The sequence below is a fragment of the Dehalogenimonas etheniformans genome, from assembly GCF_014672715.2.
In the GTDB taxonomy this organism is placed as follows: domain Bacteria; phylum Chloroflexota; class Dehalococcoidia; order Dehalococcoidales; family Dehalococcoidaceae; genus Dehalogenimonas; species Dehalogenimonas etheniformans.
Map to the genome: position 1 here is coordinate 1,104,668 of NZ_CP058566.2, position 26,002 is coordinate 1,130,669.

At 51.9% G+C, this 26,002-nt stretch carries 26 protein-coding genes and 1 tRNA gene; 12 read left to right on the forward strand and 15 right to left on the reverse strand.

Going from position 1 to position 26,002, the window contains the following annotated elements:
• Positions 1 to 98 precede the first annotated feature (98 nt).
• Positions 99 to 1,487, reverse strand: a complete 1,389-nt coding sequence (locus tag HX448_RS05555; RefSeq protein WP_190259843.1) for a hypothetical protein — start codon at positions 1,485 to 1,487, stop codon at positions 99 to 101.
• A 660-nt stretch (positions 1,488 to 2,147) separates the two neighbouring features.
• Between HX448_RS05555 and HX448_RS05560 the strand changes: the two genes are divergently transcribed.
• On the forward strand, positions 2,148 to 4,781 hold the full coding sequence (locus tag HX448_RS05560; protein ID WP_102330236.1) for a valine--tRNA ligase: 2,634 nt from the start codon (positions 2,148 to 2,150) through the stop codon (positions 4,779 to 4,781).
• A gap of 251 nt (positions 4,782 to 5,032) precedes the next feature.
• Here the strand turns inward: HX448_RS05560 and HX448_RS05565 are convergent, their stop codons facing one another.
• From HX448_RS05565 to ruvA, 5 genes are all read right to left on the reverse strand, one after another.
• On the reverse strand, positions 5,033 to 6,142 hold the full coding sequence (locus HX448_RS05565) for a sensor histidine kinase (RefSeq protein ID WP_102330235.1): 1,110 nt from the start codon (positions 6,140 to 6,142) through the stop codon (positions 5,033 to 5,035).
• A complete protein-coding gene (locus HX448_RS05570) occupies positions 6,123 to 6,821 on the reverse strand; it encodes a response regulator transcription factor (protein ID WP_102330234.1) in 699 nt (232 codons plus the stop codon). Before HX448_RS05570 ends, HX448_RS05565 begins: the two co-directional genes overlap by 20 nt.
• A 119-nt stretch (positions 6,822 to 6,940) precedes the next feature.
• A complete protein-coding gene (locus HX448_RS05575; RefSeq protein WP_102330233.1) occupies positions 6,941 to 7,555 on the reverse strand; it encodes a GyrI-like domain-containing protein in 615 nt (204 codons plus the stop codon).
• Positions 7,556 to 7,612: 57 nt separating this feature from the next.
• A complete protein-coding gene (locus HX448_RS05580) occupies positions 7,613 to 7,807 on the reverse strand; it encodes a hypothetical protein (protein WP_162485856.1) in 195 nt (64 codons plus the stop codon).
• A 21-nt stretch (positions 7,808 to 7,828) separates the two neighbouring features.
• Entirely contained in the window at positions 7,829 to 8,407 is a 579-nt protein-coding gene (ruvA, locus tag HX448_RS05585) for a Holliday junction branch migration protein RuvA (protein WP_102330232.1), read from the reverse strand.
• 123 nt (positions 8,408 to 8,530) lie between these two features.
• Here ruvA and HX448_RS05590 point away from each other — a divergent pair, with 123 nt between their 5' ends.
• Genes HX448_RS05590 through HX448_RS05600 form a run of 3 tightly spaced genes read left to right on the forward strand, consistent with a single transcriptional unit; the run spans position 8,531 to position 9,564 of the window.
• A complete protein-coding gene (locus tag HX448_RS05590; protein WP_162485855.1) occupies positions 8,531 to 8,779 on the forward strand; it encodes a hypothetical protein in 249 nt (82 codons plus the stop codon).
• A gap of 42 nt (positions 8,780 to 8,821) precedes the next feature.
• Positions 8,822 to 9,211: a RidA family protein gene (locus tag HX448_RS05595; protein WP_102330230.1), complete on the forward strand. Its 390-nt coding sequence runs from the start codon at positions 8,822 to 8,824 to the stop codon at positions 9,209 to 9,211.
• 2 nt (positions 9,212 to 9,213) lie between these two features.
• Positions 9,214 to 9,564 (forward strand): FmdB family zinc ribbon protein, encoded by a 351-nt coding sequence (locus HX448_RS05600; RefSeq protein ID WP_102330229.1) that lies wholly within the window; start codon positions 9,214 to 9,216, stop codon positions 9,562 to 9,564.
• A gap of 31 nt (positions 9,565 to 9,595) precedes the next feature.
• Here HX448_RS05600 and HX448_RS05605 read toward each other — a convergent pair whose 3' ends face one another.
• The gene (locus HX448_RS05605) at positions 9,596 to 9,745 is read right to left on the reverse strand and encodes a DUF5670 family protein (RefSeq protein WP_190259844.1); all 150 of its coding nucleotides are present in this window, start codon (positions 9,743 to 9,745) and stop codon (positions 9,596 to 9,598) included.
• 189 nt (positions 9,746 to 9,934) lie between these two features.
• On the opposite strand from HX448_RS05605, the gene HX448_RS05610 reads away from it, so the two are divergent.
• A complete protein-coding gene (locus tag HX448_RS05610; protein WP_102330228.1) occupies positions 9,935 to 10,753 on the forward strand; it encodes a universal stress protein in 819 nt (272 codons plus the stop codon).
• A gap of 17 nt (positions 10,754 to 10,770) precedes the next feature.
• Here the strand turns inward: HX448_RS05610 and HX448_RS10585 are convergent, their stop codons facing one another.
• From HX448_RS10585 to HX448_RS05620, 3 genes are all read right to left on the reverse strand, one after another.
• Complete coding sequence (locus HX448_RS10585) at positions 10,771 to 10,896, reverse strand: hypothetical protein (RefSeq protein ID WP_264294058.1); 126 nt, start codon at positions 10,894 to 10,896, stop codon at positions 10,771 to 10,773.
• 97 nt (positions 10,897 to 10,993) lie between these two features.
• The gene (locus HX448_RS05615) at positions 10,994 to 11,500 is read right to left on the reverse strand and encodes a peptidase zinc-dependent (RefSeq protein ID WP_162485854.1); all 507 of its coding nucleotides are present in this window, start codon (positions 11,498 to 11,500) and stop codon (positions 10,994 to 10,996) included.
• A 74-nt stretch (positions 11,501 to 11,574) separates the two neighbouring features.
• A complete protein-coding gene (locus HX448_RS05620) occupies positions 11,575 to 11,826 on the reverse strand; it encodes a glutaredoxin domain-containing protein (RefSeq protein WP_102330226.1) in 252 nt (83 codons plus the stop codon).
• Positions 11,827 to 11,958: 132 nt separating this feature from the next.
• Here HX448_RS05620 and HX448_RS05625 point away from each other — a divergent pair.
• Positions 11,959 to 12,034 (forward strand) — tRNA-Gly (locus tag HX448_RS05625).
• A gap of 28 nt (positions 12,035 to 12,062) precedes the next feature.
• Here HX448_RS05625 and glmU read toward each other — a convergent pair.
• The 3 genes from glmU to HX448_RS05640 all read right to left on the reverse strand — a co-directional run bounded on the left by glmU (position 12,063) and on the right by HX448_RS05640 (position 16,442).
• Positions 12,063 to 13,307, reverse strand: coding sequence for a bifunctional sugar-1-phosphate nucleotidylyltransferase/acetyltransferase (gene glmU / locus HX448_RS05630; RefSeq protein WP_102330225.1), 1,245 nt, complete (start codon positions 13,305 to 13,307; stop codon positions 12,063 to 12,065).
• Between the two features lie 229 nt (positions 13,308 to 13,536).
• Entirely contained in the window at positions 13,537 to 13,833 is a 297-nt protein-coding gene (locus HX448_RS05635) for a hypothetical protein (protein ID WP_102330224.1), read from the reverse strand.
• Positions 13,834 to 13,949: 116 nt separating this feature from the next.
• Positions 13,950 to 16,442: an MMPL family transporter gene (locus HX448_RS05640; RefSeq protein ID WP_102330223.1), complete on the reverse strand. Its 2,493-nt coding sequence runs from the start codon at positions 16,440 to 16,442 to the stop codon at positions 13,950 to 13,952.
• Between the two features lie 120 nt (positions 16,443 to 16,562).
• Between HX448_RS05640 and rpsO the strand changes: the two genes are divergently transcribed.
• The 6 genes from rpsO (at position 16,563) to HX448_RS05670 (ending at position 22,825) form a co-directional block, all read left to right on the forward strand.
• Positions 16,563 to 16,826, forward strand: coding sequence for a 30S ribosomal protein S15 (rpsO, locus tag HX448_RS05645; RefSeq protein ID WP_102330222.1), 264 nt, complete (start codon positions 16,563 to 16,565; stop codon positions 16,824 to 16,826).
• Between the two features lie 118 nt (positions 16,827 to 16,944).
• The gene (locus HX448_RS05650; RefSeq protein ID WP_102330221.1) at positions 16,945 to 19,137 is read left to right on the forward strand and encodes a polyribonucleotide nucleotidyltransferase; all 2,193 of its coding nucleotides are present in this window, start codon (positions 16,945 to 16,947) and stop codon (positions 19,135 to 19,137) included.
• Between the two features lie 140 nt (positions 19,138 to 19,277).
• Complete coding sequence (gene dapB, locus HX448_RS05655) at positions 19,278 to 20,063, forward strand: 4-hydroxy-tetrahydrodipicolinate reductase (RefSeq protein ID WP_102330220.1); 786 nt, start codon at positions 19,278 to 19,280, stop codon at positions 20,061 to 20,063.
• Positions 20,064 to 20,172: 109 nt separating this feature from the next.
• Positions 20,173 to 21,192, forward strand: a complete 1,020-nt coding sequence (locus HX448_RS05660) for an aspartate-semialdehyde dehydrogenase (protein ID WP_102330219.1) — start codon at positions 20,173 to 20,175, stop codon at positions 21,190 to 21,192.
• Positions 21,193 to 21,196: 4 nt separating this feature from the next.
• Positions 21,197 to 22,099, forward strand: a complete 903-nt coding sequence (gene dapA, locus HX448_RS05665) for a 4-hydroxy-tetrahydrodipicolinate synthase (RefSeq protein WP_102330218.1) — start codon at positions 21,197 to 21,199, stop codon at positions 22,097 to 22,099.
• A gap of 54 nt (positions 22,100 to 22,153) precedes the next feature.
• A complete protein-coding gene (locus HX448_RS05670; protein ID WP_162485853.1) occupies positions 22,154 to 22,825 on the forward strand; it encodes a GNAT family N-acetyltransferase in 672 nt (223 codons plus the stop codon).
• A gap of 61 nt (positions 22,826 to 22,886) precedes the next feature.
• On the opposite strand, the gene acs is transcribed toward HX448_RS05670, so the two are convergent.
• Together acs and HX448_RS05680 are read right to left on the reverse strand one after the other, a co-directional pair.
• Complete coding sequence (acs, locus tag HX448_RS05675; protein WP_102330216.1) at positions 22,887 to 24,875, reverse strand: acetate--CoA ligase; 1,989 nt, start codon at positions 24,873 to 24,875, stop codon at positions 22,887 to 22,889.
• Between the two features lie 15 nt (positions 24,876 to 24,890).
• Positions 24,891 to 25,973 carry a nucleotidyltransferase family protein gene (locus HX448_RS05680; protein ID WP_102330215.1) on the reverse strand — a complete coding sequence of 361 codons (1,083 nt, stop codon included), beginning with the start codon at positions 25,971 to 25,973 and terminating at the stop codon, positions 24,891 to 24,893.
• Positions 25,974 to 26,002: the final 29 nt, after the last annotated feature.

Genomic DNA, 26,002 nt, shown 5'->3' on the forward strand with positions numbered 1-26,002 from the left:
CACGCCCCTAATCGTCCCGGAGCTAGTGGATGAATAAATGCGTTCTCCACCCCCGGCGCCTTCCCAAATTCTATCTTGTTAAACCCATTTGGATGTGTTTAATACCTAAACTCGCCGAGACTGTCGTATTTAAAGCTAGTTTCGTTGATGTCCGATATTGCAAGTAATTTCGCATCGATCTTTTGATTATTGAGTATTTTGATGAAATTCCTAATATAAAATTCATCATAGCTTATATTTATTAAGCTCGCGAGCTCTGCACCTAATTTTGTCAATAAGTGGACCGAGATATCCTTAAAATCTCCCGAAGGCCAGCCAACCATGATACCTCTACACCCACATATTAATACGTCGTTGTTCGCGAGCTTAAGAGCATATCTGGCTATCAAACCAATGTTTTCAAGTGCCCCTATCTGTTCACTATCAATCTTTAATACATCTTGTTCTAAGAGCGTAATAAAGTATTTCTGTTTGTCAGGAAATCGGAAAGTCCGATTTTTTGCCAAGTTGGTAAATAGTTCAGCTTCCTCTTTTGTTATTGCCTGCAATATTTTATGAGGAAGACCCTCAAAAAGACAGTTAGAATTAAGAAATATTGGATTGAACGGTCTTACTTTAATTTGCTTGACCTTTGTCTCTGCTGTGGCTCTCATGGGCAAGAAAGACATCGGATGACGAAGGAGATCGGGATCCAATTGCATCATCTTACCACCCAACTGTTTTTCAATTGTTATACAAGAGCCTACCACAGTTGAGAAAAATGAGGTCAACTTATGTACGTGATATTCGATAAATTCTTGTGTTGTCCAATAGTATTCGGATGTAAGTGGGATTTTGGGATCTGGGAATCCGCCCTTTAAGATCCGAGGAACTGGGAGATATCCAATGGGTAGTATCGGGAACATAGCTTGAATTGATGGTGACCCACGGTGTTGCCATTCATCACGAGTAGCGATAATGCTATCGGAATTATCACGATCCTTATCAAGCCATATTTCCAATTCTGATAAATGTTTCCCGATCGTCAAATCGTGTTCACCTACGTTTTGTCGGAAAGATAACCATTTAAAGTCACGCGATGGCCCCTTTTGGCCTAGTCTCAATAAATCGTTGAGAAATACTGCTAATGCATCTAGAGATGCTTTGGCGTGGGCAACAAAGTCAAAAAGGGCTTTCATGTGTTGAATTTGACCTATTGGGTCAAATGGCACCGTGTCTTGCGTTGCCCGTTCAGCAATACTCTTCTCAATGCGTATCGACTCTATTCCCGCCAATTTCGCCCATTGAATCTTTCGAAGACAATCCACAAGGGGAAAATACAATTCGGCACGTCCCATTTGATCAACCAAATGACTTAAATGGACTAAGTTTTCATATGAGATTTCAGGCAGCACCTCGAAAGATACATCATTAAAAATATGGAGTTTATGCTCGGGGAAATTTGGTAGTCGCGAATTAGTCATAGCAGTATGCCTTTTAATGTTCATTCGCTATGATAATATGCTTTGGAGTTGATACCATAAACAAGATACCCCCCTAAAAACGACACGAAACGCTTGACAGAACACTGTACACCAGTGCTATAATAGCCTCTCTTTATAGCACATAGTTTCTGTGGAGGCGGTTTGTATAACCAACCATCCAGTCCCGCGTTACCGGCCTTAGTTGACGCACCGGCCAAAACGAATAGCTTTGACGCCGTTTGTTTTGAAAATCAAATCCCACGTTTGTGGCAAATGTAATTTTTCCTGATTTGTTTCGCATAAAAGGTTTTTGGAAAATTTCGCGGAAACAATTCCGGCAGGAGCCGCCATTAAGAACCTTGCGAGACGGGAATAAATGGCTGACCGCTGATATCTGAAAACTGAAATTGAACGAAATGAATGGATTGAATGAATTGTCCGCGCCAAACGACTCAATCGTGATTATCGCCTGTTCCAATCGTGTCGTTTCGGCAAATATGAAAAAATGTGCTCGGACAATTCCAGGATGAAAACCCTTTATGGTCCAGGTTCTTGGTTTTGGATTTGGTGCTTTAATATTTGAATTTGTTTCGGATTTCGATATTCGGATTTCGGATTTGTAAGGCTGAAAGCTGTCAGCGGACGTGCTAGAATACCTTTCACTATCGCATCAAGGATAATCTGATGACTGACGCTCCTATGACCGATCTCCCCAAGGCTTACGAACCGGCTCAGGTCGAGGACAAGTGGTACCAGTTTTGGATGGAGAGGGGCTACTTCAAGCCCGCCATCGACCCGAACCGGAAGCCCTTCGTCATCATCATGCCTCCGCCAAACGTCACCGGCGAGTTGCACCTCGGTCACGCCCTGACCGCGACGCTCGAAGACATCATGATCCGCTGGCACCGCATGAAAGGCGAACCGACTCTATGGTTGCCAGGTGTCGACCATGCCGGCATTGCCGCTCAGGTGGTCGTCGAGCGAGCCCTGGCCAAGGAGCACCGCACCAAGTACGACCTCGGCCGCGAGGCTTTTACCAAACGCATGTGGGAATGGGCTAACTCCTGCCGTTCGACCATCCGCAAACAGCACATGAGGCTCGGCGCCTCCTGCGATTGGGACCGCGAGGTCTTCACCCTGGACGCCGGACCCAGCCTGGCGGTGCGCACCACCTTCAAGAACCTCTATGACAAGGATCTTATCTACCGCGGTGAGCGCATCATCAACTGGTGCCCCCGATGCCACACTGCCATTTCCGACCTCGAGGTCGATCACAAGGACCTGTCCGGTCACCTCTGGCACATCAAGTATCCTCTTGCCGATAACCCCGAGAAGTTCGTCACTGTGGCGACGACCCGCCCCGAGACCATGCTTGGCGATGTTGCCGTTGCCGTGAATCCCGATGACGAACGATATAAAGGCCTGGTGGGCAAGAAGCTGATGCTGCCACTGATGGACCGCGAGATCCCGATAATCGCCGATTCTGTCGTCGACATGACATTCGGCACCGGCGCGGTCAAGACGACGCCCGCCCATGACCCGACTGACTTCGAGATTGCCCAGCGGCATAACTTGCCATTGATCAACATCTTTAATGACGATGCTACTTTGAACAAAAATGCCGGGCGCTTTGCCGGCATTGACCGTTACGCCGCCCGTAAACTCATCGCCGAGGAACTGGCGCAGATGGGCTTACTGGCCCTGGTTCAGGATTATACTCATTCGGTGGGACATTGCCAGCGCTGTGCCACCGTCGCCGAACCCATAGCCTCCCGCCAGTGGTTCGTCAAGATGGCTCCTCTGGCTAAACCTGCCCTCGAGGTGGTGACGTCAGGGCAGATTAAAATTCTTCCGGAACGTTTCGAAAAAGTCTATTTGAACTGGATGGAGAACATCCGTGACTGGTGCATCTCCCGCCAGCTGTGGTGGGGCCACCGCATCCCGGTGTGGTACTGCAAATGCGGCGAGGTAGTCGTTTCAGTCGATTCTCCGACAGAGTGTCCCGCCTGCCACAATAAGGACATCGAGCAGGACCCGGACGTCCTCGACACCTGGTTCTCCTCGGGTCTCTGGCCGCACTCGACACTCGGCTGGCCTAACCAGACCGAGGACCTGAAGTACTTCTACCCAACCTCCGTCATGGAGACCGGCTACGACATCCTCTTCTTCTGGGTCGCCCGCATGATCACCATGGGGTTGGAGAACACCGGCAAGATCCCCTTCGACACCGTCTACCTCCACGGCCTGATCCGCGACGAGAAGGGCGAGAAGATGTCCAAAGTCAAGGGCAACGTTATGAATCCCCTTACCCTGATCGACAATTTCGGCACCGACGCCCTGCGTTTCGGTATCACCACCGGTAATTCTCCCGGCAACGACATAAAGCTGTCGGAGAACCGCCTGGAGGCCGGGCGCAACTTCGCCAACAAGCTCTTCAACGCCGCTCGCTTCGTCATCGGCTTCCTTTCGAAGTCCGACATCAAGCCGATCGACTACACCAAACTGCCCGTCGAGGACCGTTGGATCCTGTCGCGGCTGTCACGTACCGAGGCGCAGGTTGCCTCCTTCATGAACGACTTCCAGTTCGGCGAGGCCGAGCGCGAGCTCCACGATTTCATCTGGGGCGAATTCTGCGATTGGTATATCGAACTGGCCAAGATCCGCCTGCAGTCCGGTTCAGAGCCATCGCCCCTACCCGTGCTCCTGAAGGTCCTCGACGAGTCGCTGCGGCTGCTCCATCCCTTCATGCCCTTCATCACCGAAGAATTGTGGCAGCATCTCCGCCAATACCTCGTCGGAGCACCTGAATCGATCATGGTCGCGACTTATCCTACCGCGCATGAGGCCCTCATTGATCCCATTTCGGAGGAGGTCATCGAGGGCTTGACCGAGGTCGTCCGCGCCATCCGCAATGTCCGTGCCGAACACAAGGTCGAGGCCGGTCGCTGGATCACCGCCGAGCTCCATGCCGGCCACAATCAGGGTGATTTGATCCAATACCGGTCTGCGATTGAAACTCTCGGCCGGGTTCGCCCACTGTCTATCACCGCTGACCGTTTCAAAGGAGAAGGCGATTCCGAACGCCTGGTGCTGGTGCTGAAGAACCTGGAGGTAGTCCTCCCTCTCTCCGGCATGATCGACCTCGAGACAGAATCCAAGCGCCAGGCTACGGAACTTGCAGAGACCATCACCCAGGTTGAGCGTCTTCGCGCGTTGCTGGCGAGCGGTTTTGCCTCCAAAGCCCCGTCCCAGGTCGTTGCCAAGGAAAAAGCCCGCCTCGAAGCGCTTGAGGATAAGCTCCGGAGATTGAAAACTTAAACAATCCGTTCGTGGCGAGCTTGTCGAACCATAAATAGCCGCTGGTAGATTATCAACCTATGGTTTCCCTCTCCATGGCAGGGAGAGGGATTACGGGTGAGGGTTACCAATGGGTGGGCTTCAACCTAGAGGTTTTCGCGAGCGGGGGCGTGCAAGCTAAAACCTCTTATAAAACTATTCCCCTTCCCACGCCGAGCAACGCGAGGCGAAGGGAAGGGGAAGGGGAAGGGGTTAGGTTCCTATTTGTAAAACTAAGTTCGTATTCGTCGTTCAAGTTCCTGCGCCGGGGTGGGTATCTCGCACACGTTACCCTGGTTGGGGACCTCAACCGTAACAATGGTGCCATGGCCGGGATCGCTTTTCAACCATACATGTCCACCGATAAGTTGAGCCCTTTCCTGCATTCCCGCAAGGCCCAGCTTACCGCCGGCTGCCAGGTCAGAAACCCGTTGCGGGATGGGGAAGCCCTTGCCGTTGTCGGCGACAGAGACGACCGTTTTCTCATCTCCAAAGGTGACTGTGATCTCGACCTGGGACGCGTCCGAATGCTTGCGGACATTGTTGAGCGCTTCCTGGGCAATGCGGAAAAGCAATAACTGGACCTCGCTGGACAGGAGTTGTTCCCGCCCGGTGATGGTTACCTTGGCTTCGATGCCGTGCTTTTTGATAAGGTTGTCTGCCATCCACTCGAGGGCAGGAATCAGACCAAGGTCATCGAGGATGCGCGGGCGGAGGTCCTGGGCGATGCGCCGGGTGCTCTCCAGGGCTTCTACGGTTTGGACCCTGAGGTCCTCCATCTTCTCCTTCATCACCTCGGAGAGTTTGAGGCGGTTGTTGGAGGTGATGGCGTCTATGCGCTGGATGAGCAACAGCAAAGAGGGTGAGACCTCGTCGTGCAATTCCCTGGCGATCCGCTTCCGCTCGTCTTCCTGGGCACGGATGACCTCCTGTACATAGAACCGCATGTTGTCCTGGAGCTGTTTCTCCGCCGTAATGTCCCGGGCGATGTGCTGAAACCCTTTAACTTCGCCGTCGACGATCACCAGGCTGGTAGCCATGCGCCAGATCGCCAGGGTGCCGTCGCTCCGGACGATTCGCTGTTCGTAAGGTTGGGGGAATTCCTCGCCCGCTGTTAAGCGCCGCCGGACTTCGCGGGCTATGTCGTGGGAACGAACGTCGGCGAGAAACTTGATAACATCATGATCAACCAGTTCGTCGTGCCCGTAGCCAGTCAGTCGCTCGGCAGCCTTATTGGCGTAGAGGATGCGTCCTTCAAGGTCCTGCACCCAGATGGCGTCCGAGGCGTTTTCGAAGAGGTTGCGGTAGTCCTGATCGGGCAAGCTAGATTTTTTCTTTTTCATAGCTCTCTATGCCCTGGGGTACATCGTCCAATGTAACGTAGCCTTCGCGGAAGCCCTTGACGATGGCCTCAGTGCGGCTGGAACAGCGCATCTTGTTGAAGATGTTCGATAGGTGCGCTTTGACGGTGCGCATAGAAAGCTCGAGTTTCTCGGCGATGTCCCGATTGCTCATTCCTCGGGCGGCAAGCCTGAGTATCTCGATCTCGCGGGGAGATAGTTGACCACGGCTCTTGTCTTCAGGAGTCTCTTTAGACAGGTTGACCACCCGCTCTAGGAGCTTACGCGTGGCCATGGAATCCAGGACGGATTCGCCGGATCGGACGGCGCGAATGGCGCCCACGATCTCATCAGCTCGGGCGCTTTTCAGGAGGTAACCACTGGCGCCGGCTTCGAGCAGGCCAAGAATATATCGGATATCAGAATATGCCGTCAGGATAAGAATCGCAGTCGACGGATTAGCCTTTTTGATCAGCTTGGTCGCTTCGACGCCGGTGAGCTTGGGCATGACGATGTCCATGAGCACAACATCGGGTTTCAGTTCATCGACAAGGCGGACGGCTTCTTCGCCGTCGGAGGCTTCTCCAACCACCTCCATATCCTTTTCCTGTTCCAAAAGGCGCCGCATGCCTTCGCGGAGTACGGCATGGTCGTCGGCGATCATGACACGCGTCTTAGCCATATAATCCTCGCTTTGGCCGGTTAAGGTTCTTTGCGGCCATTGTAATATATCTAAAGGCCAATATCAATACATTGAATCGTACTATACCTTACGATATAGCATGGGTTTAATCGATGATATCACACGAACGGTTGCCGGATCACTGTTTTCCATTTTTCCGGTGGAATCCGCCTGGGATCGGATAGGTAGATTTCATGGTGTTTCTGTATCGCTCCGTCAAACTTGTGACCGGACCCTTTTATCAGGCTGTGGATCTTTTCGATGTTAGGTCCTTCTGCGGAATATGGGCCTATATGCATTATTTGCGCCGCTTTTCCCTCGGACAGTTGCGCAAACCTGATTTTTTCGATGGCGGCAGGATTCTTCTTTTTAGATACTTCCCTTATTGCCTGCTCAACCATCGAAGATGTGATGAAATTCGGTTGCATTATCAGGTAAATCCACTGCCAGTTGGCTTTGTTAGTATGGATAAAATCGTTCATGTCGTCCGACCACCACAGACTCTCCAGCGGCATTACGCCAAAGTCGATGTCTTTTTCTTTCTTTATGGTGAATTTAATGGTGTATGCAACCGCATAAAGTGCTTCGATTGCGGCAATAGCGTCAGGTCCGTCCGGCAGGCCGCGGCCATCGATCATAAGATAATTGAAATCGGGGACTTCGACAAAAACCGGATTATCAACCGGCGGATTGTAGAGATGCTTGAGTTGTTTCCTTAGGTCGATCTTCTCCACTATACTATCCCCCAAGTGCCAGCGCATCCCGTCGGAACCTGATACAGGAATTCCAGGTTAGTCGTCGATCTTGACCGTTCCGCTTCCTGAACAAGCGTGGCACCTGACTGTTCCAGAACCCTTGCAAGAAGTGCAAGTCTTCTTTTCGTCTTCAAAATCTCCCTCTCGGGTTATCTCCCCGACGCCATGGCAAACCGGACAGCCGATTTGACCGCTGCCATCGCAGCGAGCGCAGGTCTCATGATGGCTCATGTGTTATTCTCCCTGTCAATGTCACGTTTTGCTTAATCCGGCTAATGCGTATTTGATTTTATCCTCGAGAGACATCGCGGGATCTTTGGGGATGCTGACTACCGCCTTTGCCGCTTCGGTGGCGGAATAGCCTAAAGCGCCTAGAGCGGCCATTACTTCTGAATCGGCAGCGCCAGCGGTAAGCGGGGTCACCGCCCAGCTCCTGGCAACCTTGTCTTTGAGTTCAAGAACGATTCTCGAGGCGGTTTTCTTACCGATGCCTGAAACTGTGCAAAGCATGGCTTCATTGCCGGTAGCTATAATGATGGCCAATTCATCAGCCTTGAACGAAGAAAGCAACGCGAGGGCTAGTTTGGGACCAATTCCTGAAACGCTGAGCATGGTTTCGAAGATGCCCAATTCTTCGAAGGTGGTAAAACCGAACAGGCTGAGCGCATCCTCGCGGACCTGTAAGTAAGTGAAAAGTTTAACCTCTGAAATATTCTGGATCTGCGAAAGGGTTGCGGTGGAGACAAAAACCTTATAGCCTACACCGCCGACGTTCACCACCGCCCAATCGGTGCCTAACAGTTCGATTTTGCCTTTTAGGGAAGCAATCATTCAATTCCTCTAGGCTGAATTGACGAATATTCTAGCACCATTTTGCATCCCTATCCTAGCTGGGGTGGCGGGGTTTTTCCCAATACCATAAAATATCACGCAATCTTTTCAAAGAGGGTTCCAATGATCATCGGATCCGTTGCTTTGACCATAAGAATCATTTTCTGGCTTGGTATCTTGAACGCTTTGACCGGGGCATTGTTGCTTTTCAGCTGCCGGTGCGTGCCGACCATGAGCATATTCAAAGGATTGATGCTGCGCCCGTGGTATAAGACGTTTTTCAAATATCATTGTTACTTGTGGTGGGTGTTCTGGACCTCGGTCATAATTCACGCCGCACTTGCCATGCGGGTTTACGGAATAAATTTCTAGCCTCGGCTCATCCTTGCAAGCCTAAGAAAATGAAAGGACAAAATGAAAAAGGAAATCATCCACACCGACCAGGCGCCGAAAGCCATCGGGCCTTATTCTCAAGCCGTAAAAACGTCCAACCTGTTGTTCACTTCCGGCCAACTGCCTATCGATCCAGCCACGGGTGAGGTATCGGGAGACATATCGGTCCAGACTAAACGGGTGCTCGAAAATTTAAAGGCTATTCTAACCGCCGCCGGGGGATCGCTTGATGACGTTGTCAAGGCGACGGTGTTCATAACCGATCTTTCAAATTTTTCCGCGATGAACAACGTCTATTCCAGTTACTTCAAAGCATTGCCGCCAGCCAGGAGCACCGTCGAAGTGTCCGGATTGGCTAAAAATTCTCTTGTCGAGATTGAAGTTGTGGCGCAAATTGGGGGCGGGGGATAAAGATGCCAGTTTACGAATATGAATGTCCCAAGTGCAACTCAAAATTTGAAGTAACGCGAAAATTCAGCGAAACCGGAGGAAACTCGTGTCCCTCCTGCGGGGCCGAAGGTCGGAGGATCTACTGCGCTCCCTTCCTGGTGTTCAAGGGCCCCGGCTTTTATGTGACGGACAGCAGGACCGAGGTCGATCCCGAACTGGAGCATCGTAAGAAAGAAAAAGAAGCGGCAGAAAAAGCAGAGAAAGGTGAAACGTCACCCGAGGTCAAAAAACCGGAACCAGTTCCAGAGTCAAAAAGCAAGGGTGGGCAATCCGGAATCCCCGAGCAAAAAATGACTATCTACCCAAGTCGATAACCGAAGCGCGTAGTAACATATCCGTCGTTGGCTAGAAGACGGTTTTAAATAGCCAAATAATGGCGAGAATCACCGCTGCAATCAATGCTAGATGGATAAGACAGCCGAGCGATTTGAAAAAGAGCCTGGCGATTATCCAGATCACCAGTAGGGCTATTGCGATTAGAAGTAGAGTACTCATGTCCACCTCTGAGAATTGAATTTCGCCCTGGGCGTGCCTGATTTACATTCGAGGTATCATTTGATGGACTTACGAGAGATCGACCGCTTCATAAACAATATCATAAATCAGGAATAATCCTTCAAGTTTTGATTTTATATGCATTGATGTAAGATAGCGGTTAGTAACGATCACGAGGAGCCCAAAGCATTGTTTAAACGAATTCTACTTCCCCTTGACGGTTCCGAAGCGGCCGAAGCGGTAATTCCTTATGCAGAGGAAATGGCAAAAAGAATGGGTTCTACTCTCATTCTGTTTCATGCCTGCGAGGACTCACACAGGCAGGCCCGGGGAATGCACAAGCTTTACATGGACAAATTGGCGGAAATAATCAGCCAAAAGATAAACCTGAGCGGTCAACAAACGAATGTCTTGGTGGAACAGAGGATGGGAGAGTTCACCTCCAGCTTATGTGAGTATATCGAAAACAACGACATCAGCTTGGTGATACTGGTCGCCCACGGCTTCACCAGCCCATCGGCCAAGAGCATCGTTGATGACGTGGTTCGCCTGGCTAAATGCCCGACGATGCTTGTGCGGCATGAGAGGCAACCCGAGGGCGACCGTGGCGTCATCAGGAGGATACTTGTCCCCCTGGACGGCACGCCGTACGCCCAGCAGATTCTTTCGGTGGCGCGAAGAATCAGCGAAAATTTCAAAGCTGATATCGTGCTTTTTTCTGCGGTCAAATCTGCCGGACGCACTGCGGCTGATATCGAGAATCAAAAGAAAGAAGCTTCGAAATATCTGGACGGCGTCGCCGCGACGTTGCCCAGATTGAATGTGACGCCCATAATCGCGGAAACAAACGACTTTGCAACCGCGATAGACGAGGCAGCTTTTCAGAGCAAGTCCGATATGGTGACCATGGTTACTAATTCAAGGGTAACCGAATGGGCGGAGAACAGCATCTCCCGTAAAATTCTAAATACGGGTGCAACCTCACTGTTGATAGTTCACCGGAAATAAAACACAGAAGAGGACAGCTACTTTTTGTCTCCACTTGTGATCAGCAAGTAGACGCCGAGCATAGCCAGCGCCACCACGACAGACAATAACGGCCCCATGGCAAAACCCTCCGCTACGACCTTGCCTAACAATATCAGGAACATGGTCGCGGAGCATCAGTAATGTTACCTGATTATTATGGCTAAAGTACTAATTGTTGACGGATTGAGCCCCCATTTTTTTAACCGAAAAGGGAAACCCCTAGTTTGCTATAGTCCTTGCCTTGGATATGTGAACAAAAGACTTGCAGGGAAGGCAGACGGAGGCGGACTTGGCGTCTATCTGCGAGAGGTTTCCCACTGAAAAACTCATCACGCATTTAGGGTCTTCGCAGTGGCCCAAGTTAAAAAGGTGGCCGACTTCATGGGTAGCTTCTTTGATAATACGCGATGAAACCAATCTGCTGTCCGCGGTGTCCTGTTTCAGCCGGTAAAGTGATAGTGTGGCGACTCCTGAACCCGCATCCGCCTCACCGAAAACGAAATCATAATCCGGGCAATATAGGTCAACATCGACGATACCCAAAAGCTTGTCTTCAAATCCCTTTGAAATGGCCTTGAGTTTTTTTAGTATCTTCGGCGAGGAATACTGGTTGCGCCGGCGGTTGAAAGCAAATGAAACATCCCGGAAAAGGTCCATATTTTCAACCGGCACACCGAATTCTTTTTGAAGATGATCCGAAAGAGCAGTCAGAACTCCGCCGATCATCGGGCTAATCAACCCGATGATGATACTGCCCGACTTATTGAAGGTTGAATGAACTCTTGAATCTGGATCAGGGCTTACTTGGTGATTTCTTCGCATTTTTGAATTAAGACGAAGTCAGCCGGTTCAACCAGGATGGAACCATCCGGAAAAACAATGGTCGGCACACTTCGATTACCCTTGTTAGTCCGTTCGACGAAGGTACAGGCAGAAGGATCCCGTTCGATATCAATCCAGGTGTAAGAAACCTTTTGCCTGTCCAGAATAGCCCTGGAGCGGGAGGTATGGGGGCACCATGAGGTGCCGTATAGTTTCGTCACTTCAGCCATATGATCTTACCTTCTCGCGATTCCGTCAATAATATCTTAGCCCAGAATTCGTGGAAGTGTTAGTAAACGGCCTAGCTTGAATCTGCTTCCTTTACAAGCCTTGAAGTTGAAGGTTAAAATAGTCTGGATTCTGCGGGTGTAACTCAGTTGGTAGAGTGCCTGCTTCCCAAGCAGGTTGTCGCGGGTTCGAGTCCCGTCACCCGCTCCATCATTTCAGCTTTGAGTGGCCAACCAATTCATCGTACCAGTGAGCCGCGTTCGACTTCCCCACTGACGACAGATCCGGGCCGAATCAACGCGCCATCACCGATCAGCGTGCCCGGATTTATCGAGACGTTTATTCCGGTTTGAACGTTATCACCGATAATCGCTCCAAATTTATGCAAACCGGTATCAACATGGCCGCTCCTTATATTGCGGTGATCGAACCGAAGGTTGGCGACCTTGGTGCCCGCCCCAAAGTTACAATTTTCACCAATCACACTGTCGCCGACATAACTGAGGTGCGGAATCTTGGTGCCAGACATGATTATCGAATTCTTGATCTCGACCGAAGCGCCGATACGACATCCATTGCCAATTGCCGTCGAACCGCGGATATAACAGTTGGGGCCGATATCGCAGTTCTCCCCGATAATCACGGGCCCGGTGATATAAGAGCCGGAACGGATCCTGGTGTTTTTTCCTAAGACACAACGACCTTCAATGTGAGCCCCCGGTTCGATCGCGCCTTCACAACCCGATTCCATCCCAGACAATATTATTTCATTGACTCTCAAGAGTTCCCAGGGATAACTCACGGTCAGCCAATAGTTAATAGGCTGACAGGCAACGCCAGATCCATCATTGATCAGAATCTCCAGCGATCTGGTGATTTCAAACTGACCCCGGGGGGATTTTTCGGTGCGGTCGATAGCCTGGAAAATGGCTTCGGTAAATAGGTAAGTACCTGCGTTAGCGAGTTTTGAAGTAGCGTACTCCGGCTTTTCCAGAATGCTTTTAACCCGGCCGTTTTCAACCTCGATGATTCCAAGACCGGTCGTGTCGTTGACTTCTTGTACCGCGATGGAGGTCGACGGAAAGCTTGCCAACCGTTCGATGTCTGCTTTACCAATGATCCCATCACCATTCAATACGATGAAGCGATCACCTACCATCCCCTGCGCCAACTTTATAGCACTGGCGGTACCAGTCGCCTCTGCCTGGATGAAATAGGAAATTCGGACTTTCCAGCGGGTCCCGTCACCAAAGTAGTCCCTGATTGAACCCTCTCTATAACCGATGATGAAAGCAAATTCAGTAATTCCAGCTGCGATGCACTCCAATAAAAGCCATTCAAGAATGGGTTTATTTGCTACCGTTATCATGGGTTTGGGACGCGTAAAGGTCAGGGGCTTCATGCGCCTGCCTTCTCCCGCCGCCAGAATTACCGCCTTTAAGAGGCTATTCTCCCGGTCTGTCTCCCGTTTTGCCTGAATCATTCAGAAACCCAACTTCCCGATTTCGATAAGGCGAAAGATGCGTTAAACGATTCTAATTTGTTGAAGAATTCCTGTCAAAACGCGCATATGTGCGTTCCGGCCGAAGGATTGTTTTTGTGATTCCAGTCCGTGCCATCAGGTTCTCTCAGCGGAAGGTCGAGGTCTCGTCAAATAGACTGTATACGGAAAATAAGTTGGATAGGTATTACACCTGAACCCGAAAAAGCGATTATTTTTCGGCGTTCTGGCGGGGACGACGGGAGCGAACTGCGGTCTTGACCTTTATGTCTAGTTGGGGATAGACCGAGGGCAAGAGTTGCTTGGTTTCCTGGGTAATTTCTTCCAGCCGGTCAAGGATAAGAACATTCCGGGCATCACGAGCATCTCCCTGGGAGTTCTGATCCGGGGCTAGATTGTTGCATTGAGCTCTAAGCGAATAATATTCGCTGGTAAGCCTGATCAGTTGTAAACGCGCTTCTTCGGTGGCGGAGTGTTCGGCCGCCAGGCTGTTTTGATTTTGTTCCATAATTCCTCTGGCTCTTGAAAAGGAATTATACCCGTCAAATATGTTGGTAACAGCCCTACGTTGGTACCATTTTTGGCCAATCCCCTAGGTAAACCAGTAAACTTTCGTAAAATGGTCTATTGCCTCGCCAGGTTACGGCCTCCAGGCCACCAGTTGTATTTCCCAAGTACTCTCGCCAAGGCGGGTACCAATAGAGCCCGTGCGATGAAGGTGTCGAGGATGATGCCGAGGGCTATAGCCATTCCGATCTGATGAACCATTTGGAGCGGCGAAAGAATAAGTACGCTAAATGTGCCGGCCAGTATAATTCCGCAGGTGCTGATGACGCCACCGGTGTGGGTCACGGCAGTGTCCACGGCTTGCCTAGTAGGAACGGAAGCAGCTTCTTCCCTGATCCTGGACATCAGGAACAGGTTGTAATCCGCGCCGACGGCCACGAGCATGATGAAAATGAAAAGCGGCAGTACATATATAATCGGTTCTTTAGATACGTTCTGAACGAAAAAGGTGGTAAACCCAAGCGTAGCTCCGAAATTGAAAAGGACCGTGGCGACCATGTACAGCGGTGCCACGAGGCTCCTCAGCACGATCACCAGGATCACGAAAATGGCGGCGACCGACGGTATGGCTACACGGCCAAAATCAGCCGCGGTCACGGAAATCGTGTCCGCGTACCGGGCGGTTTCTCCGCCGAGGTAAGTTTCGCTCCCAGCTGATAATTGCGCCTCCTTAAAGGCAATATCTTCGCGAAGTCCTGGGATCAAGGCCACCGCCTCATCGGAATAGGGGTCCACACTCAAAACGATGTTGATCCGGGCATACATCTTGTCGGTGGAGAAGTAAGTTTGATACAACCAGTTAGTGAATGGAGTCGATACCTCCAGATTGAATTCCTGAACCATCCCGTCCAATCCCGCAGCCAGACCATTGGCTGCCTGAACAAGCTGGGATAATAGAGCGGGAAGGTCTGGCGGCGTGGCGTTTTGAATTGTTGCCAGAAGGTGCGCGGATGTTTGGGCGGCAGCTGCCGATTGTTGAAATGCGGGGCTGCCGACAATCCCGGGATACCGTATGGGTAGCACGCCAAGCGTTTCCCCCGCCTCCTGAAAAGGTACAGACGTCGAGGTATCGAAACGTCCGGCTGCGATATTACTGGCAACCGCCCGGATCTGAGTAGCCAGCGTGGTCAAAGAAGCAGAAGGAGCGTTGAAATAATCAACTCGTGCCACCCCATGCAATGTGGAAAGATAAGCGGCAAGCTCGTCTATACCCTGCCGCGACGAAACCGCGGTAAAATCTGTTCCGCTTGAGCTGACCAGCAAGTACAGAGGCTGAAGTTCACCTTTTGGGAATTGTGATTGGATCACATGGAAACCGGCGGCTGCCTCGACTTCCTGGGGTATCTGAGCGATGACATCGGCGGATCGTTTCAGCGAAGGCAAGAACACATACGGTACCGCCAGTACCACAATTACGGGCAGGATGATGAGCCACGGTTTGGAAACAACAAAGTCGGAGATCTTACTCCAGCCAATATTTTTGCCGGCAGCCCTGGCAGCCTCCCCCGGCCAGAAAAGTTTGCGCCCGAAAATGATCATCAGGGAAGGAACAAGGGTTACCCCGGCAAGGAGGGTGATTGCGACCCCGGTGGCAAGAGCTACGCCGACCGATTTGGTCATACCGAACTGGGACGCCCAGAGACACAGGAAAGCTATGATCACAGTCAAGGCACTGGCCGAGATGACAGGCCCTATTTTGGCCATGGTGAAACCGACGGCATCGGGACGTCGGGCAGACAATTCTTCCCGTAATCTCGAAATAATGAACAGACAGTAGTCAGTGCCGATGCCGAAGATGATTACCACCAGGTAGGCGTCGGCGAGCGTCGATACCTTTAGCCCGGATTCGGCCATGAATCCCACCAGACCCCGGGCGATAAGGAAACTCCAACCGATAGCGATAAGCGGAACCAGTGACGCCACCGGGGAACGGTAGGCAATTAACAATAAAACCGCTACCAGAAAAATAGTGACCAGGGTAGTCCGGTCAATGGTATTGTTAATCGATTGGAACAGATCCTTGGAGATAGCTACCTGGCCGGTAACATAGATATTCCCCGGATGCGGGCTCCCGGATATGTAGTGCCGAATAATGTCTACGGTGGCTTGAGACGAAGGCTCGAGGGAAGGTTTGCTGAGGCCGACATTCATCAGCATGACGGTGTTGTCTGCACTTATCAGGACCGTTTTCAGGGCGGGGTTGTCGAGGACTGTGGTCACCGATTTTATGTCAGCCGGGCCGCTATCGGAAAGAAGCCAGTCTCGCAAACTCAGGGCGAAAACGTTGTCGGCGTCGGAAAGCCCCTGGTCGTTTTGGATGACTATTTCGATTGTGCTGGCGGCGGTGTCTGGCGTCGCATAAAACCGGCTGTTAACAATATCCCGAGCCAGTGTCGATTCGGTGTCGGAAGGCAAAAACTGACTGTCGTCATTGATGCCTACATCAGATAACCTTGGGGCAAAAAGAAATGAAGAGATCGCAGCAACGGTCCAAACGGCGGCTATCAGCCACCTATACCGCCTGGAGATGTCCGCAATCTTTTTGAACATCGACTAATCTTACATCCGCCACCGTTAGCTATCAAAACCATATCCTCCATCGGCCGGAATTTTTACACACTTTGGATTTATGTTATACTTCTGCTTTGATAAAAGAATAAGAGGAAGAATTTGGAAAAACAGGAAAAGGTCAACGTCATTGATGCCTTCAAGCGCCATCCGAAGGATACCGGCTCCGCCGAGGTACAGGTTGCCATCCTTTCGGCGCGCATCAACCAGCTAACTGCCCACATGGCCGCCAACAAACAGGATTCACATACCAAACGAAACCTGCTCAGGCTTGTCGGTCAGCGAAGGCGCATGCTGGCTTACCTCCGCCGCGAGGACGCCACCCGTTACCAGGACCTTATCGCCAAGATCGGTCTGCGCAAGTAATACAGCGCACCACGGCCGCATCCGGATAAGGCTGAAAAGCAACGATTCCCGCTTAAACCGGCGCTCCCTCCAGGGCAAGCCCAAGGGCAGAGCTCTATTTTCGCACAAGGAGAATCCATTGGCATCGATCCACACTTTTGAACGAACCATCGGCGGGCGTAAGCTCGTTATCGAACACGGCAAGCTGGCCTGGCAGGCTAACGGTGCAGTCACCCTGCGTTACGGCGATACCGAAATTCTGACCACGGCGGTCATCGCTAAAGAAGCCAAGGCCGGAACCGACTTCCTGCCTCTGACCATCGATGTCGAGGAACGGATGTACGCCGCCGGGAAAATTCCTGGTGGTTTTATCCGCCGTGAAGGACGGGCAACCGAAGCCGCCACGCTGGCCAGCCGCCTCGCCGACCGTCCCATCCGGCCATTGCTGCCGAAGTACTGGCGGCGCGAGATCCAGGTTATCGTGACCGTACTCGCGGCAGATCAGGAGAACGATCCCGATGTCCTGGGTGTCATCGGCGCATCATGCGCGTTGGGCATCTCCGAGATGCCTTTTGAAGGACCGGTTTCTGCGGTTCATGTCGGTTACATCAACGGCAAATTCGTGCTCAACCCAACCTTTTCCCAGTTACCCGAAAGCAAGCTGGATGTAGTAGTCGCCAGCACTAAGCACGCCGTAACGATGCTGGAAGCCGGCGCCCAGGAGACGCCGGAAGCGCTGATGATCGAGGCGATCAAGTTCGGCCACGCCGCCAATCAGGAGATTATCGCCCTTCAGGAAGAAGTGATTGCCGCCATCGGCAAAGCCAAATGGCACGTCGATCCTCCCGTCATCGACGAGTCTCTCATGGAAAAAATCTCGATAGCGATCGATGACAGATTGCCGGGCGCCTTCTACCAGGCAGATAAAACCCAGCGAACCGAAAATCTTGAGAAATTATCGCAGGAATTGATCGCCGATCTGGGCGAAGAATTCGAACCCGCCGCCATTATGGCCGCCTACGACAAAAAGATTCGAAAACTGGTACGTTCCACCGCCCTGGACAGGAACGAACGCGTCTCAGGCCGCGGCATCACCGAAATCCGGGAACTATCAGCCGATGTTAGCATTTTACCCCGCGTCCATGGATCTTCCCTATTCTCCCGGGGCATGACCCAGATCCTGAACATCATCACGCTAGGTTCTCTCCAGATGGAACAGAAGCTGGACAACATCTCCCCTGAGGAGACCAAGCGCTATATCCACCATTACAATTTCCCGCCATACTCCACCGGTGAGATCAAACGGCTCGGCGGTCAGGGTCGCCGTGAAATCGGTCATGGGGCTCTGGCTGAGAGGGCATTGTTGCCTGTCATCCCCTCGGAGTCCGAATTTCCCTACGCCATGCGCCTTGTTTCTGAGGCGGTGTCTTCCAACGGTTCAACCTCCATGGCGTCAACCTGTGCTTCCAGTCTTTCTCTCATGGACGCCGGTGTACCCATCAAGAAGGCGGTCGCCGGCATCTCCATCGGACTTATTACCGATGATGAGAACAAGGACAGGTTCGTCACCCTGACAGACATCGAAGGCCTGGAAGACAACTACGGCGACATGGATTTCAAGGTGGCTGGTACTCGAGACGGCATTACTGCCATCCAACTTGATATCAAGCTCAAAGGCATCAGTTTCGCCGTCATCGAGAAAACGCTGTCTCAAGCTAAAGAAGCCCGAATGGTCATCCTGGATGTCATGGACAGGGCCATTTCTCAACCGCGCACTGAACTTTCTCCTTTGGCCCCGCGAATGTATAAATTGAAAATCGATCCTGGCAAGATCGGCACGGTTATTGGGCCTGGAGGACGCGTTATCCGCTCGATCATTGATGAGACCAAAACCACCATCGACATCGAGGACGACGGAACGGTGATCATCGGCGCCACCGATGCTGCTGCAGCTAAAAAAGCCATCGCTATCGTAGAAGGGCTAACCAAGGACGTCGAACCTGGCAGCGTCTACACTGGTAAAGTTACCCGCATTATGAGCTTCGGAGCCTTTGTGGAGATCCTGCCTGGTAAAGAAGGTCTCGTTCACATCTCCGAACTCGCCAACCGTCGAGTCGATAAAGTTGAAGACGTTGTTAAGATCGGAGATATGATCCAGGTAAAGGTCACCGAGATCGACTCCCAAGGCCGGATCAACCTTTCCCGCCGTGCCCTGTTAGCTCCTCCAACAGCAGAAGAAGCTGAAGCCATGAGACAACCACCGCCCGGCGGCTTCCCGCGCTCTTCACCAGGCGGGCCGATGGGCGGCGGACGACCTCCGTTCAGACGATAAACATCTAAACCTGATATCGAAACTCGAAACAAATCCAAAAGAAATAAATAAAATGATCGAAACCGAAGGGTTTTGAAATGCACGAAGGGACACGGCTCGCTGTGTCCCTTCGTGTTAACCGACAAAAAAGGAAAGATGAAATGACTATCAAAGTCGGCGTCCAGGGCGCCCTAGGCCAAATGGGGCAGGAAGTCATGAAAGCCGTTATCGCCGCACCCGACCTATCACTCGTCGGTGGGTGCGATGTCAAAGCTAAAGACAGTTCTCTGATGATCGGTAGTATCTATGTACCATTGTCCGCCGATCCTAGGAAACTGCTCGATAAAACCAAGCCGGATATTCTCGTTGACTTCAGCCTGGCCACCGCTGTACCGCAAACCGCGGAAATAGCCGCCAAGGCAGGCGTTTCCATAGTTATCGGAACAACGGGACTCAATCCCCAGGTCCTTAGCCGGCTTGAGGAACTCGCCAAGGAACACAGGATCGGGATCATGGTGGCGCCCAACTTCGCCCTCGGTGCGGTGATAATGATGGAATTGGCCAAGACAGCGGCCAAGTACCTCGATTGGGCTGAGATTATTGAATTGCACCATGAGAAGAAAGCCGACGCACCTTCCGGAACATCGATCGCCACAGCCCGGGGCATGGCGGCCGCCAGAGAAAAACCCTTTGAATCGCCGGCGGGAGAGATCGAACACAAGAGCCGGGGAGAGGAATTTTATGGCGTGCCCATTCACAGCGTCCGGCTACCGGGGCTGGTAGCTCACCAAGAAGTTATATTCGGCGCCTTAGGCCAGACATTAACCATCAGACATGATACGACCAGCCGTGAGAGTTTCATGCCGGGCGTACTGTTGGCCATTCGTGAGATGGCCAGTCGGAAAGGTGAGTTCATTTTCGGGTTGGATAAACTCTTGGGCTTCTGATCACCGAGAGTTCAATTCTTCCGCAAAGAAAAATCACGCTACCTTGTGTTAGCATTCCGAAATAGATAATTGGTATTATTAATCAGATTCTCCAATTGAGAGGTCCGAGTTGAACGATTTAAGAGTGGCCATCGTCGGCGCTACCGGCTTGGTCGGGCAAGAATTCATCAGAATCCTTACCCAGCGCAATTTCCCAACAAAATCGATAACTCTGTTGGCTTCCGACCGCAGCGCCGGCAAGAAATTACTGGTCAAAGGTCAGGAGATCGAGGTTAAGGAGACTACCCCCGAAAGCTTCAATGACATCGACATCGCCCTGTTCTCCGCCGGTGCCGACATTTCACGTCATTTCTCTCCAATCGCCGCCGAAAAAGGCGTGGTCGTCATCGACAACAGCGCGGCTTTCCGTTATGAACCGGATGTGCCGCTGGTTGTTCCCGAGGTAAATATCGAAGACGCCAAAAATAACAAAGGCATAATCGCCAACCCGAACTGCTCCACCATCCAGATGGTAACCGCTCTTTATCCCCTCCACAAGGTTAATCCGATAAAACGGATTATCGTTTCCACATACCAGGCGGTGTCAGGCACCGGGACCGCAGCTATGGATGTGCTCACGTCTCAAAGCCAAACGGTTTTGGCTGGACAACCTGTCACTCCCCACGTTTATCCGCACCAGATCGCCTTCAACCTAATACCCGAGATAGATGTATTCTTCGACACCGGGTACACCAAGGAAGAGTGGAAAATGCTGGTTGAGACGAGAAAGATAATGCACGCCCCTCACATCGCGGTTTCCGCCACCTGCGTCCGCGTGCCGGTATTCGTCGGCCACAGTGAAGCGGTCAATATAGAATTTGAGCGTCCAATGGCGCCGGATGAAGCCCGCGATATCCTGGCTAAAGCGCCCGGAGTCAAAGTCCTTGACGATCCCACGGTCAGTCTTTATCCCCACCCGTGGATGGCTGCTGGCACCGACGATACTTTCGTCGGCCGCATTCGGTCTGATTCATCGCTCCCCGGCGGGTTGGTGATGTGGATCGTAGCCGACAACATCAGGAAAGGTGCTGCCCTCAATGCCGTCCAGATCGCCGAAGAAATGGTCAAACGAGGTTGGCTGAGAGGCTAATAATATGAAAGAACTCGGACGCCTGATCACTGCGATGGTTACGCCGTTTAAAGACGACGGCTCTATCGATTTTGTCCAGACCCGGAAACTGGCTAAAGCGCTGGTTGCTTCTGGCAGCGACGGAATAGTCGTCGCGGGCACGACGGGTGAATCACCCACCGTAACCTGGGAAGAAGAGCATGCCCTGTTCATGGCTGTCAGAGAAGCCGTGGGCGAAAAGGCCAAGGTCATCGCCGGAACCGGATCCAACTCCACTGCCGAGGCGATCGAAAACACCATCAAAGCCGAAAAACTCGGCGTAGATGCCGCCCTCCTGGTGGTGCCTTACTATAATAAGCCTACCCAGGAAGGGCTGTACCGCCATTTCAAGGCTGTTGCCGACGCTACGACCCTACCGATTATCCTTTACAACGTTCCGTCCCGTACCATCACCTCGCTGTCCTCCGAGACGACCATCCGGCTGTCAAAAATCCAGAATATCGTCGGGACGAAGGAAGCTTCCGGTAATCTTGGCGAGATCGCCCGCATCATCGACGGCGCCCAATCTGCCCGTCCCGATTTCACTGTTTGGAGCGGCAACGATTCCGACACCCTGCCGATGATGGCCATCGGTGCCCATGGGGTTATCTCGGTGGCATCCCACCTGGTTGGACTCCAGATCAAGAAAATGATGGAAAGTTTCATCGCCGGCAATTTAGCCGAAGCAGCGGCGCTACACCGGCACCTGACCCCGATATTCAACAACCTGTTCGTTGTAGCCAACCCGATCCCAATCAAGTACGCTTTGAATTATCTAGGTTTCAAAGTAGGTCAGCCTCGCCTGCCATTGACTGAGCCTGACGAGAAATCGGCGGCGATCATCCGTGATACGCTCAAGAACTATCACATTGACCTGCCTATGAGCTGACAGGTGTCAATCGTTCCCGATAATCAACCGTCCAAGAATCGGGAAATGAATTTTATGTCATCTATAAGGGGCGTACTCACTGGTATCGCAATGTTTCCGGACAAACTCGACAACCTTGTGCCATTATCCCCGGAATTGGTTAAACCGGCGTCGATAACCTGCGCCAGGGCGTTCGCCGACGATGAGACCACCCGATTTCTCATCCCCGATGCTACAAAACGCGACAAACTTCGTTTTTCCTTCGAATACTACCTCAATTTGACGCTCATCAGCGGCAGGGGGACCTATGTCACTTCGCCGAAATGTGAAGGCGTGGCTATGTGGTTCGAGTCCGAGAAGAAAGAATCGTTTTTCGATCACCTCAGAGCCGGGTTTCCATTGTTGCCTTTGCATGCCGGTTGGGGTTTTCTATTAAGGGAATCTCAACTCGATCTCCACTTTTCCCGGCTGCGGCGCGAGTTGGCGCCTAAACGCCATATGTACCTTGGAGTGCTAGCTGTTGAACCTGCCTACCAGGGGCAAGGATTTGCTTCAAAACTGGTAAGGCCTATGATTAAACGTTTGGACGAGGAGAAGATGCCGGCGTACCTTGAAACTCAGAACGCTAGGAATATGGAGATGTATCGCGGATGGGGATTCGAATTGATTAAAGAAGAAACGATGCCAAATTCCAGCCTTAAGCTGTTCCTGATGCTCAGAAAATCCCAAGAACCAACATTAATATAATGCCGGTAAAAAAAGAGGGCGGGGTTTTACCCCGCCCTCTTTTGATTTTGATATTTCCGGATTACGGCATCGGTTTAGTTTCGGGATTGCGTTCGCCGGATTTGTAGTGGTGGGAACCGGCACTCAATTCTGCAAAAGCGGCTTTGGCTTCGTCTACCGAAGCGCCGTCATCGAGAGTGGAGGTATCACCGACGGTGGCGCCAGTTGCCACAGCCTTAAGCAGTCGACGCATGATCTTGCCGCTACGGGTCTTGGGCAGTAGATTGACGAAGAATATCTCCTCGGGAGTAGCCAAGGTGCCGATGGTGGCTCTTAGGTGCCGCGTCAGTTCGTTCTTGATCTCGACTGACGGCGGCGTACCCTTGCGCAAAGTCACGAACATGATGATGGCCTCGCCCTTGATCTCGTCGGGACGGGAAGTAGCAGCGGCTTCGGCAACTGCAGAGTGGCCGACGATGGCGCTTTCCAGTTCGGCAGTGGAGATGCGGTGCCCGGCGACCTTGATGACTTCATCGGCGCGGCCAAGCAACCATAGGAAGTTGTCCTGGTCTTTCATGCAATAGTCGCCCGGCAGATAGTAGCCGGGGAAGCGCGACCAGTATGTCTTCTGGTAGAGTTCGGGGTTATGGTAAATATCCAAGAGCATGCCGGGCCAGGGCTTCTTGATGACGATGAAGCCGGTTTGGCCGTTAGGCAACTCTTTGCCTTCAGCATCAAGCACTGCAGGTACGATGCCCGGCATCGGCTTGGTGGCGGAACCCGGTTTAAGGAAGTGGGGTTGGATGCCGGGGGTAGGGGAAATCATGAAGCCGCCGGTTTCGGTCTGCCACCAGGTATCGGAGATACCGATGCGCTCATGGCCGATATGGCGGTAATACCACAGCCAGGCTTCGGGATTGATTGGTTCGCCGACCGAACCTAGTATCTTGAGGCTGGAGAGATCATGTTTGGCTGGCCACTCTTCACCGTGGCGCATGAACATGCGGATGGCGGTAGGTGAAGTATATAAAATAGTTACGCCGTACTTTTCAATGATCGACCACCATCTATCGAGGGTGGGGTAATCCGGGGCGCCCTCGTACATGACGGAGCTCAGGCCAAGTTCCAACGGTGCATAGACAACGTAGCTGTGGCCTGTGATCCAGCCGATGTCCGCGGTACACCACCATACTGTCTGGGCGTCTGTATTGAACGCCCATTGCATCGTCTTGGCGATCCAGAGCGAATAACCGCCTGTACCATGAAGGATACCCTTGGGTTTGCCGGTGCTCCCTGAGGTGTAAAGAACGAACAGTGGGTCATTCGAGTCCATGTGCTCCGGAGCAACATACTCGTCGCAGCCGGCCAGGAGGTCGTTCAGCCACACGTCGCGGGAGGGATCCATTTCCACATTGTGCCCGGTGTGCTTGACGACAATGATCTTTTCGACGCAGGGGCACCTCTTGGCAGCCTCGACGGCATTGTCTTTCAGCGGCAGTATCTTGCCTCGGCGATGCATGCCGGATGAGGTCACAATAATCTTGGCTTCGACATCTTCGACCCTGTCAGCCAGTGCCTGTCCCGAAAAAGCGGAGAAAACCACAGTGAAAATGGCGCCGATGCGGGCGCAGGCCAGCATGAAAATGGGAAGAGCCGGGATCATCGGCAGGTAGAGCGCGATCCGATCGCCACGCTTGACGCCGAGTCTTTTTAGGGCGGCGGCGTAGTTGTTGGTCAGGCGATAAAGCTCGGCGTAGGTTAAAACCTGGGAATCACCAAGCTCTCCTTCCCAATAAAAGGCGACTTTGTTCTTAACCTCGGTTTTCATATGCCGGTCAAGGCATTGATATGAAAGATTCAACTTGCCGCCGACGAACCAGCGGGCATAGGGAACTTTCCAGTCGAGTACCTTGTCCCAGCGCTTGAACCAGTCAAGGTCCATTGCCTGTTCGCCCCAGAAACCTTCGGGATCCTGATCGGCACGGCGCCACATTTCGTCGTAGTCCCCCGACGGGCAGAAGTACTGTGTAGTAGGCAAATGAGCGACGCGGGAATCGGCTGCTTGTGTCATTTTCTCTCTCCTCTTTTAATTACTGAGCGCCGTTCCGGGCCACACCTGGGACCCGGTTAAGAAATAATCTGGAGTTGTATAAACGCCATCTGCCAGCGTTGAGCCGGAGAGGCGCGATCCCGAACCGATATGGCAATTATCGGCGATGATCGATTCGTTCACCTCGTCGTTGTCGTCTAATTCGACGTTTTCCCAAATGACCGAATTGCGTATCAAGGCATTTTTCGAGATGTTGCACCGGTCACCGACAACCACCGGACCTTCGATTCTCACACCGGGAGCAACGTGACAACTATGACCCAGCATCACATTCCCTGTAATCGTAACGGAGGAATCCAAAGTTGTTCCGTCTCCAATATTGGCACCTGCGGGAGGGGTAGCCGAGCAATGACAACGGCCGCTCAGCATATCCATGTTAAATTGAAAGTATTTATCGCGGTTGCCCATGTCGATCCAGTAGGATTTGCGATCAACAAAGGCGTAGAACGGGCGATGGTCTCTTAGAAGAAATTGAAAAGTCTCGCGCTCGATGCTGGTATTTTTACCAGATTCGATGTAATTGAAAACCTCGGGCTCCAGAATATAACACCCGGCGTTGATCAGATCGGTAGCTATCTCCTCAGATTTGGGTTTTTCTACAAAACGCCTTATCCGGTTGTCCTTTTCAGTCTCTACCAGACCAAACGCCGATGGATTTTCAACCGGCGTTAAAGCAATGGTCGCCACAGCATGTTTGGAGCGATGTTGTGCCAACATGGCCGATAAATCTATGGTAGAGAAAACGTCTCCGTTCAAAGCAAAAAAAGTGCTGTCAAGATAGCGTTCACAGTTTTTGATGCCGCCGGCGGTGCCGAGTGGTCGTTCTTCATTTATGAAAGTCACTTTGCAGCCGCGGTAAATTTCCCCGAAATAAAGTTCCATTTGCCCCGCTAGATGACCGCGCGTGAAAATTACCTCATCAACTCCATGACCGATGAGATGATCGACAACGTGGGCTATGAAGGGCTTGTTGAGCACCGGCATCATGGCTTTGGGGGTGTTGATGGTGAGGGGTCTCAATCTGGTACCCAAGCCGCCAACTAGAATCAGCGCTTTCATAATAAATACCGGTACTCACTCTTCAAATT

What these genes read in the sequence shown, in the direction of transcription:
- dapA (WP_102330218.1), top strand. Translation starts at nt 21,197, where the DNA reads ATGAAAGAACTCGGACGCCTGATCACTGCGATGGTTACGCCGTTTAAA.
- ruvA (WP_102330232.1), bottom strand. Translation starts at nt 8,407, where the DNA reads ATGATTGCTTCCCTAAAAGGCAAAATCGAACTGTTAGGCACCGATTGG.
- HX448_RS05635 (WP_102330224.1), bottom strand. Translation starts at nt 13,833, where the DNA reads ATGGAACAAAATCAAAACAGCCTGGCGGCCGAACACTCCGCCACCGAA.
- dapB (WP_102330220.1), top strand. Translation starts at nt 19,278, where the DNA reads ATGACTATCAAAGTCGGCGTCCAGGGCGCCCTAGGCCAAATGGGGCAG.
- HX448_RS10585 (WP_264294058.1), bottom strand. Translation starts at nt 10,896, where the DNA reads ATGTTCCTGATATTGTTAGGCAAGGTCGTAGCGGAGGGTTTTGCCATG.
- glmU (WP_102330225.1), bottom strand. Translation starts at nt 13,307, where the DNA reads ATGATTCAGGCAAAACGGGAGACAGACCGGGAGAATAGCCTCTTAAAG.
- HX448_RS05580 (WP_162485856.1), bottom strand. Translation starts at nt 7,807, where the DNA reads ATGAGCCATCATGAGACCTGCGCTCGCTGCGATGGCAGCGGTCAAATC.
- HX448_RS05670 (WP_162485853.1), top strand. Translation starts at nt 22,154, where the DNA reads ATGTCATCTATAAGGGGCGTACTCACTGGTATCGCAATGTTTCCGGAC.
- HX448_RS05680 (WP_102330215.1), bottom strand. Translation starts at nt 25,973, where the DNA reads ATGAAAGCGCTGATTCTAGTTGGCGGCTTGGGTACCAGATTGAGACCC.
- HX448_RS05570 (WP_102330234.1), bottom strand. Translation starts at nt 6,821, where the DNA reads ATGGCTAAGACGCGTGTCATGATCGCCGACGACCATGCCGTACTCCGC.
- HX448_RS05560 (WP_102330236.1), top strand. Translation starts at nt 2,148, where the DNA reads ATGACTGACGCTCCTATGACCGATCTCCCCAAGGCTTACGAACCGGCT.
- HX448_RS05605 (WP_190259844.1), bottom strand. Translation starts at nt 9,745, where the DNA reads ATGAGTACTCTACTTCTAATCGCAATAGCCCTACTGGTGATCTGGATA.
- HX448_RS05640 (WP_102330223.1), bottom strand. Translation starts at nt 16,442, where the DNA reads ATGTTCAAAAAGATTGCGGACATCTCCAGGCGGTATAGGTGGCTGATA.
- HX448_RS05595 (WP_102330230.1), top strand. Translation starts at nt 8,822, where the DNA reads ATGAAAAAGGAAATCATCCACACCGACCAGGCGCCGAAAGCCATCGGG.
- HX448_RS05600 (WP_102330229.1), top strand. Translation starts at nt 9,214, where the DNA reads ATGCCAGTTTACGAATATGAATGTCCCAAGTGCAACTCAAAATTTGAA.
- acs (WP_102330216.1), bottom strand. Translation starts at nt 24,875, where the DNA reads ATGACACAAGCAGCCGATTCCCGCGTCGCTCATTTGCCTACTACACAG.
- HX448_RS05615 (WP_162485854.1), bottom strand. Translation starts at nt 11,500, where the DNA reads ATGATCGGCGGAGTTCTGACTGCTCTTTCGGATCATCTTCAAAAAGAA.
- HX448_RS05590 (WP_162485855.1), top strand. Translation starts at nt 8,531, where the DNA reads ATGATCATCGGATCCGTTGCTTTGACCATAAGAATCATTTTCTGGCTT.
- HX448_RS05565 (WP_102330235.1), bottom strand. Translation starts at nt 6,142, where the DNA reads ATGAAAAAGAAAAAATCTAGCTTGCCCGATCAGGACTACCGCAACCTC.
- HX448_RS05555 (WP_190259843.1), bottom strand. Translation starts at nt 1,487, where the DNA reads ATGAACATTAAAAGGCATACTGCTATGACTAATTCGCGACTACCAAAT.
- HX448_RS05620 (WP_102330226.1), bottom strand. Translation starts at nt 11,826, where the DNA reads ATGGCTGAAGTGACGAAACTATACGGCACCTCATGGTGCCCCCATACC.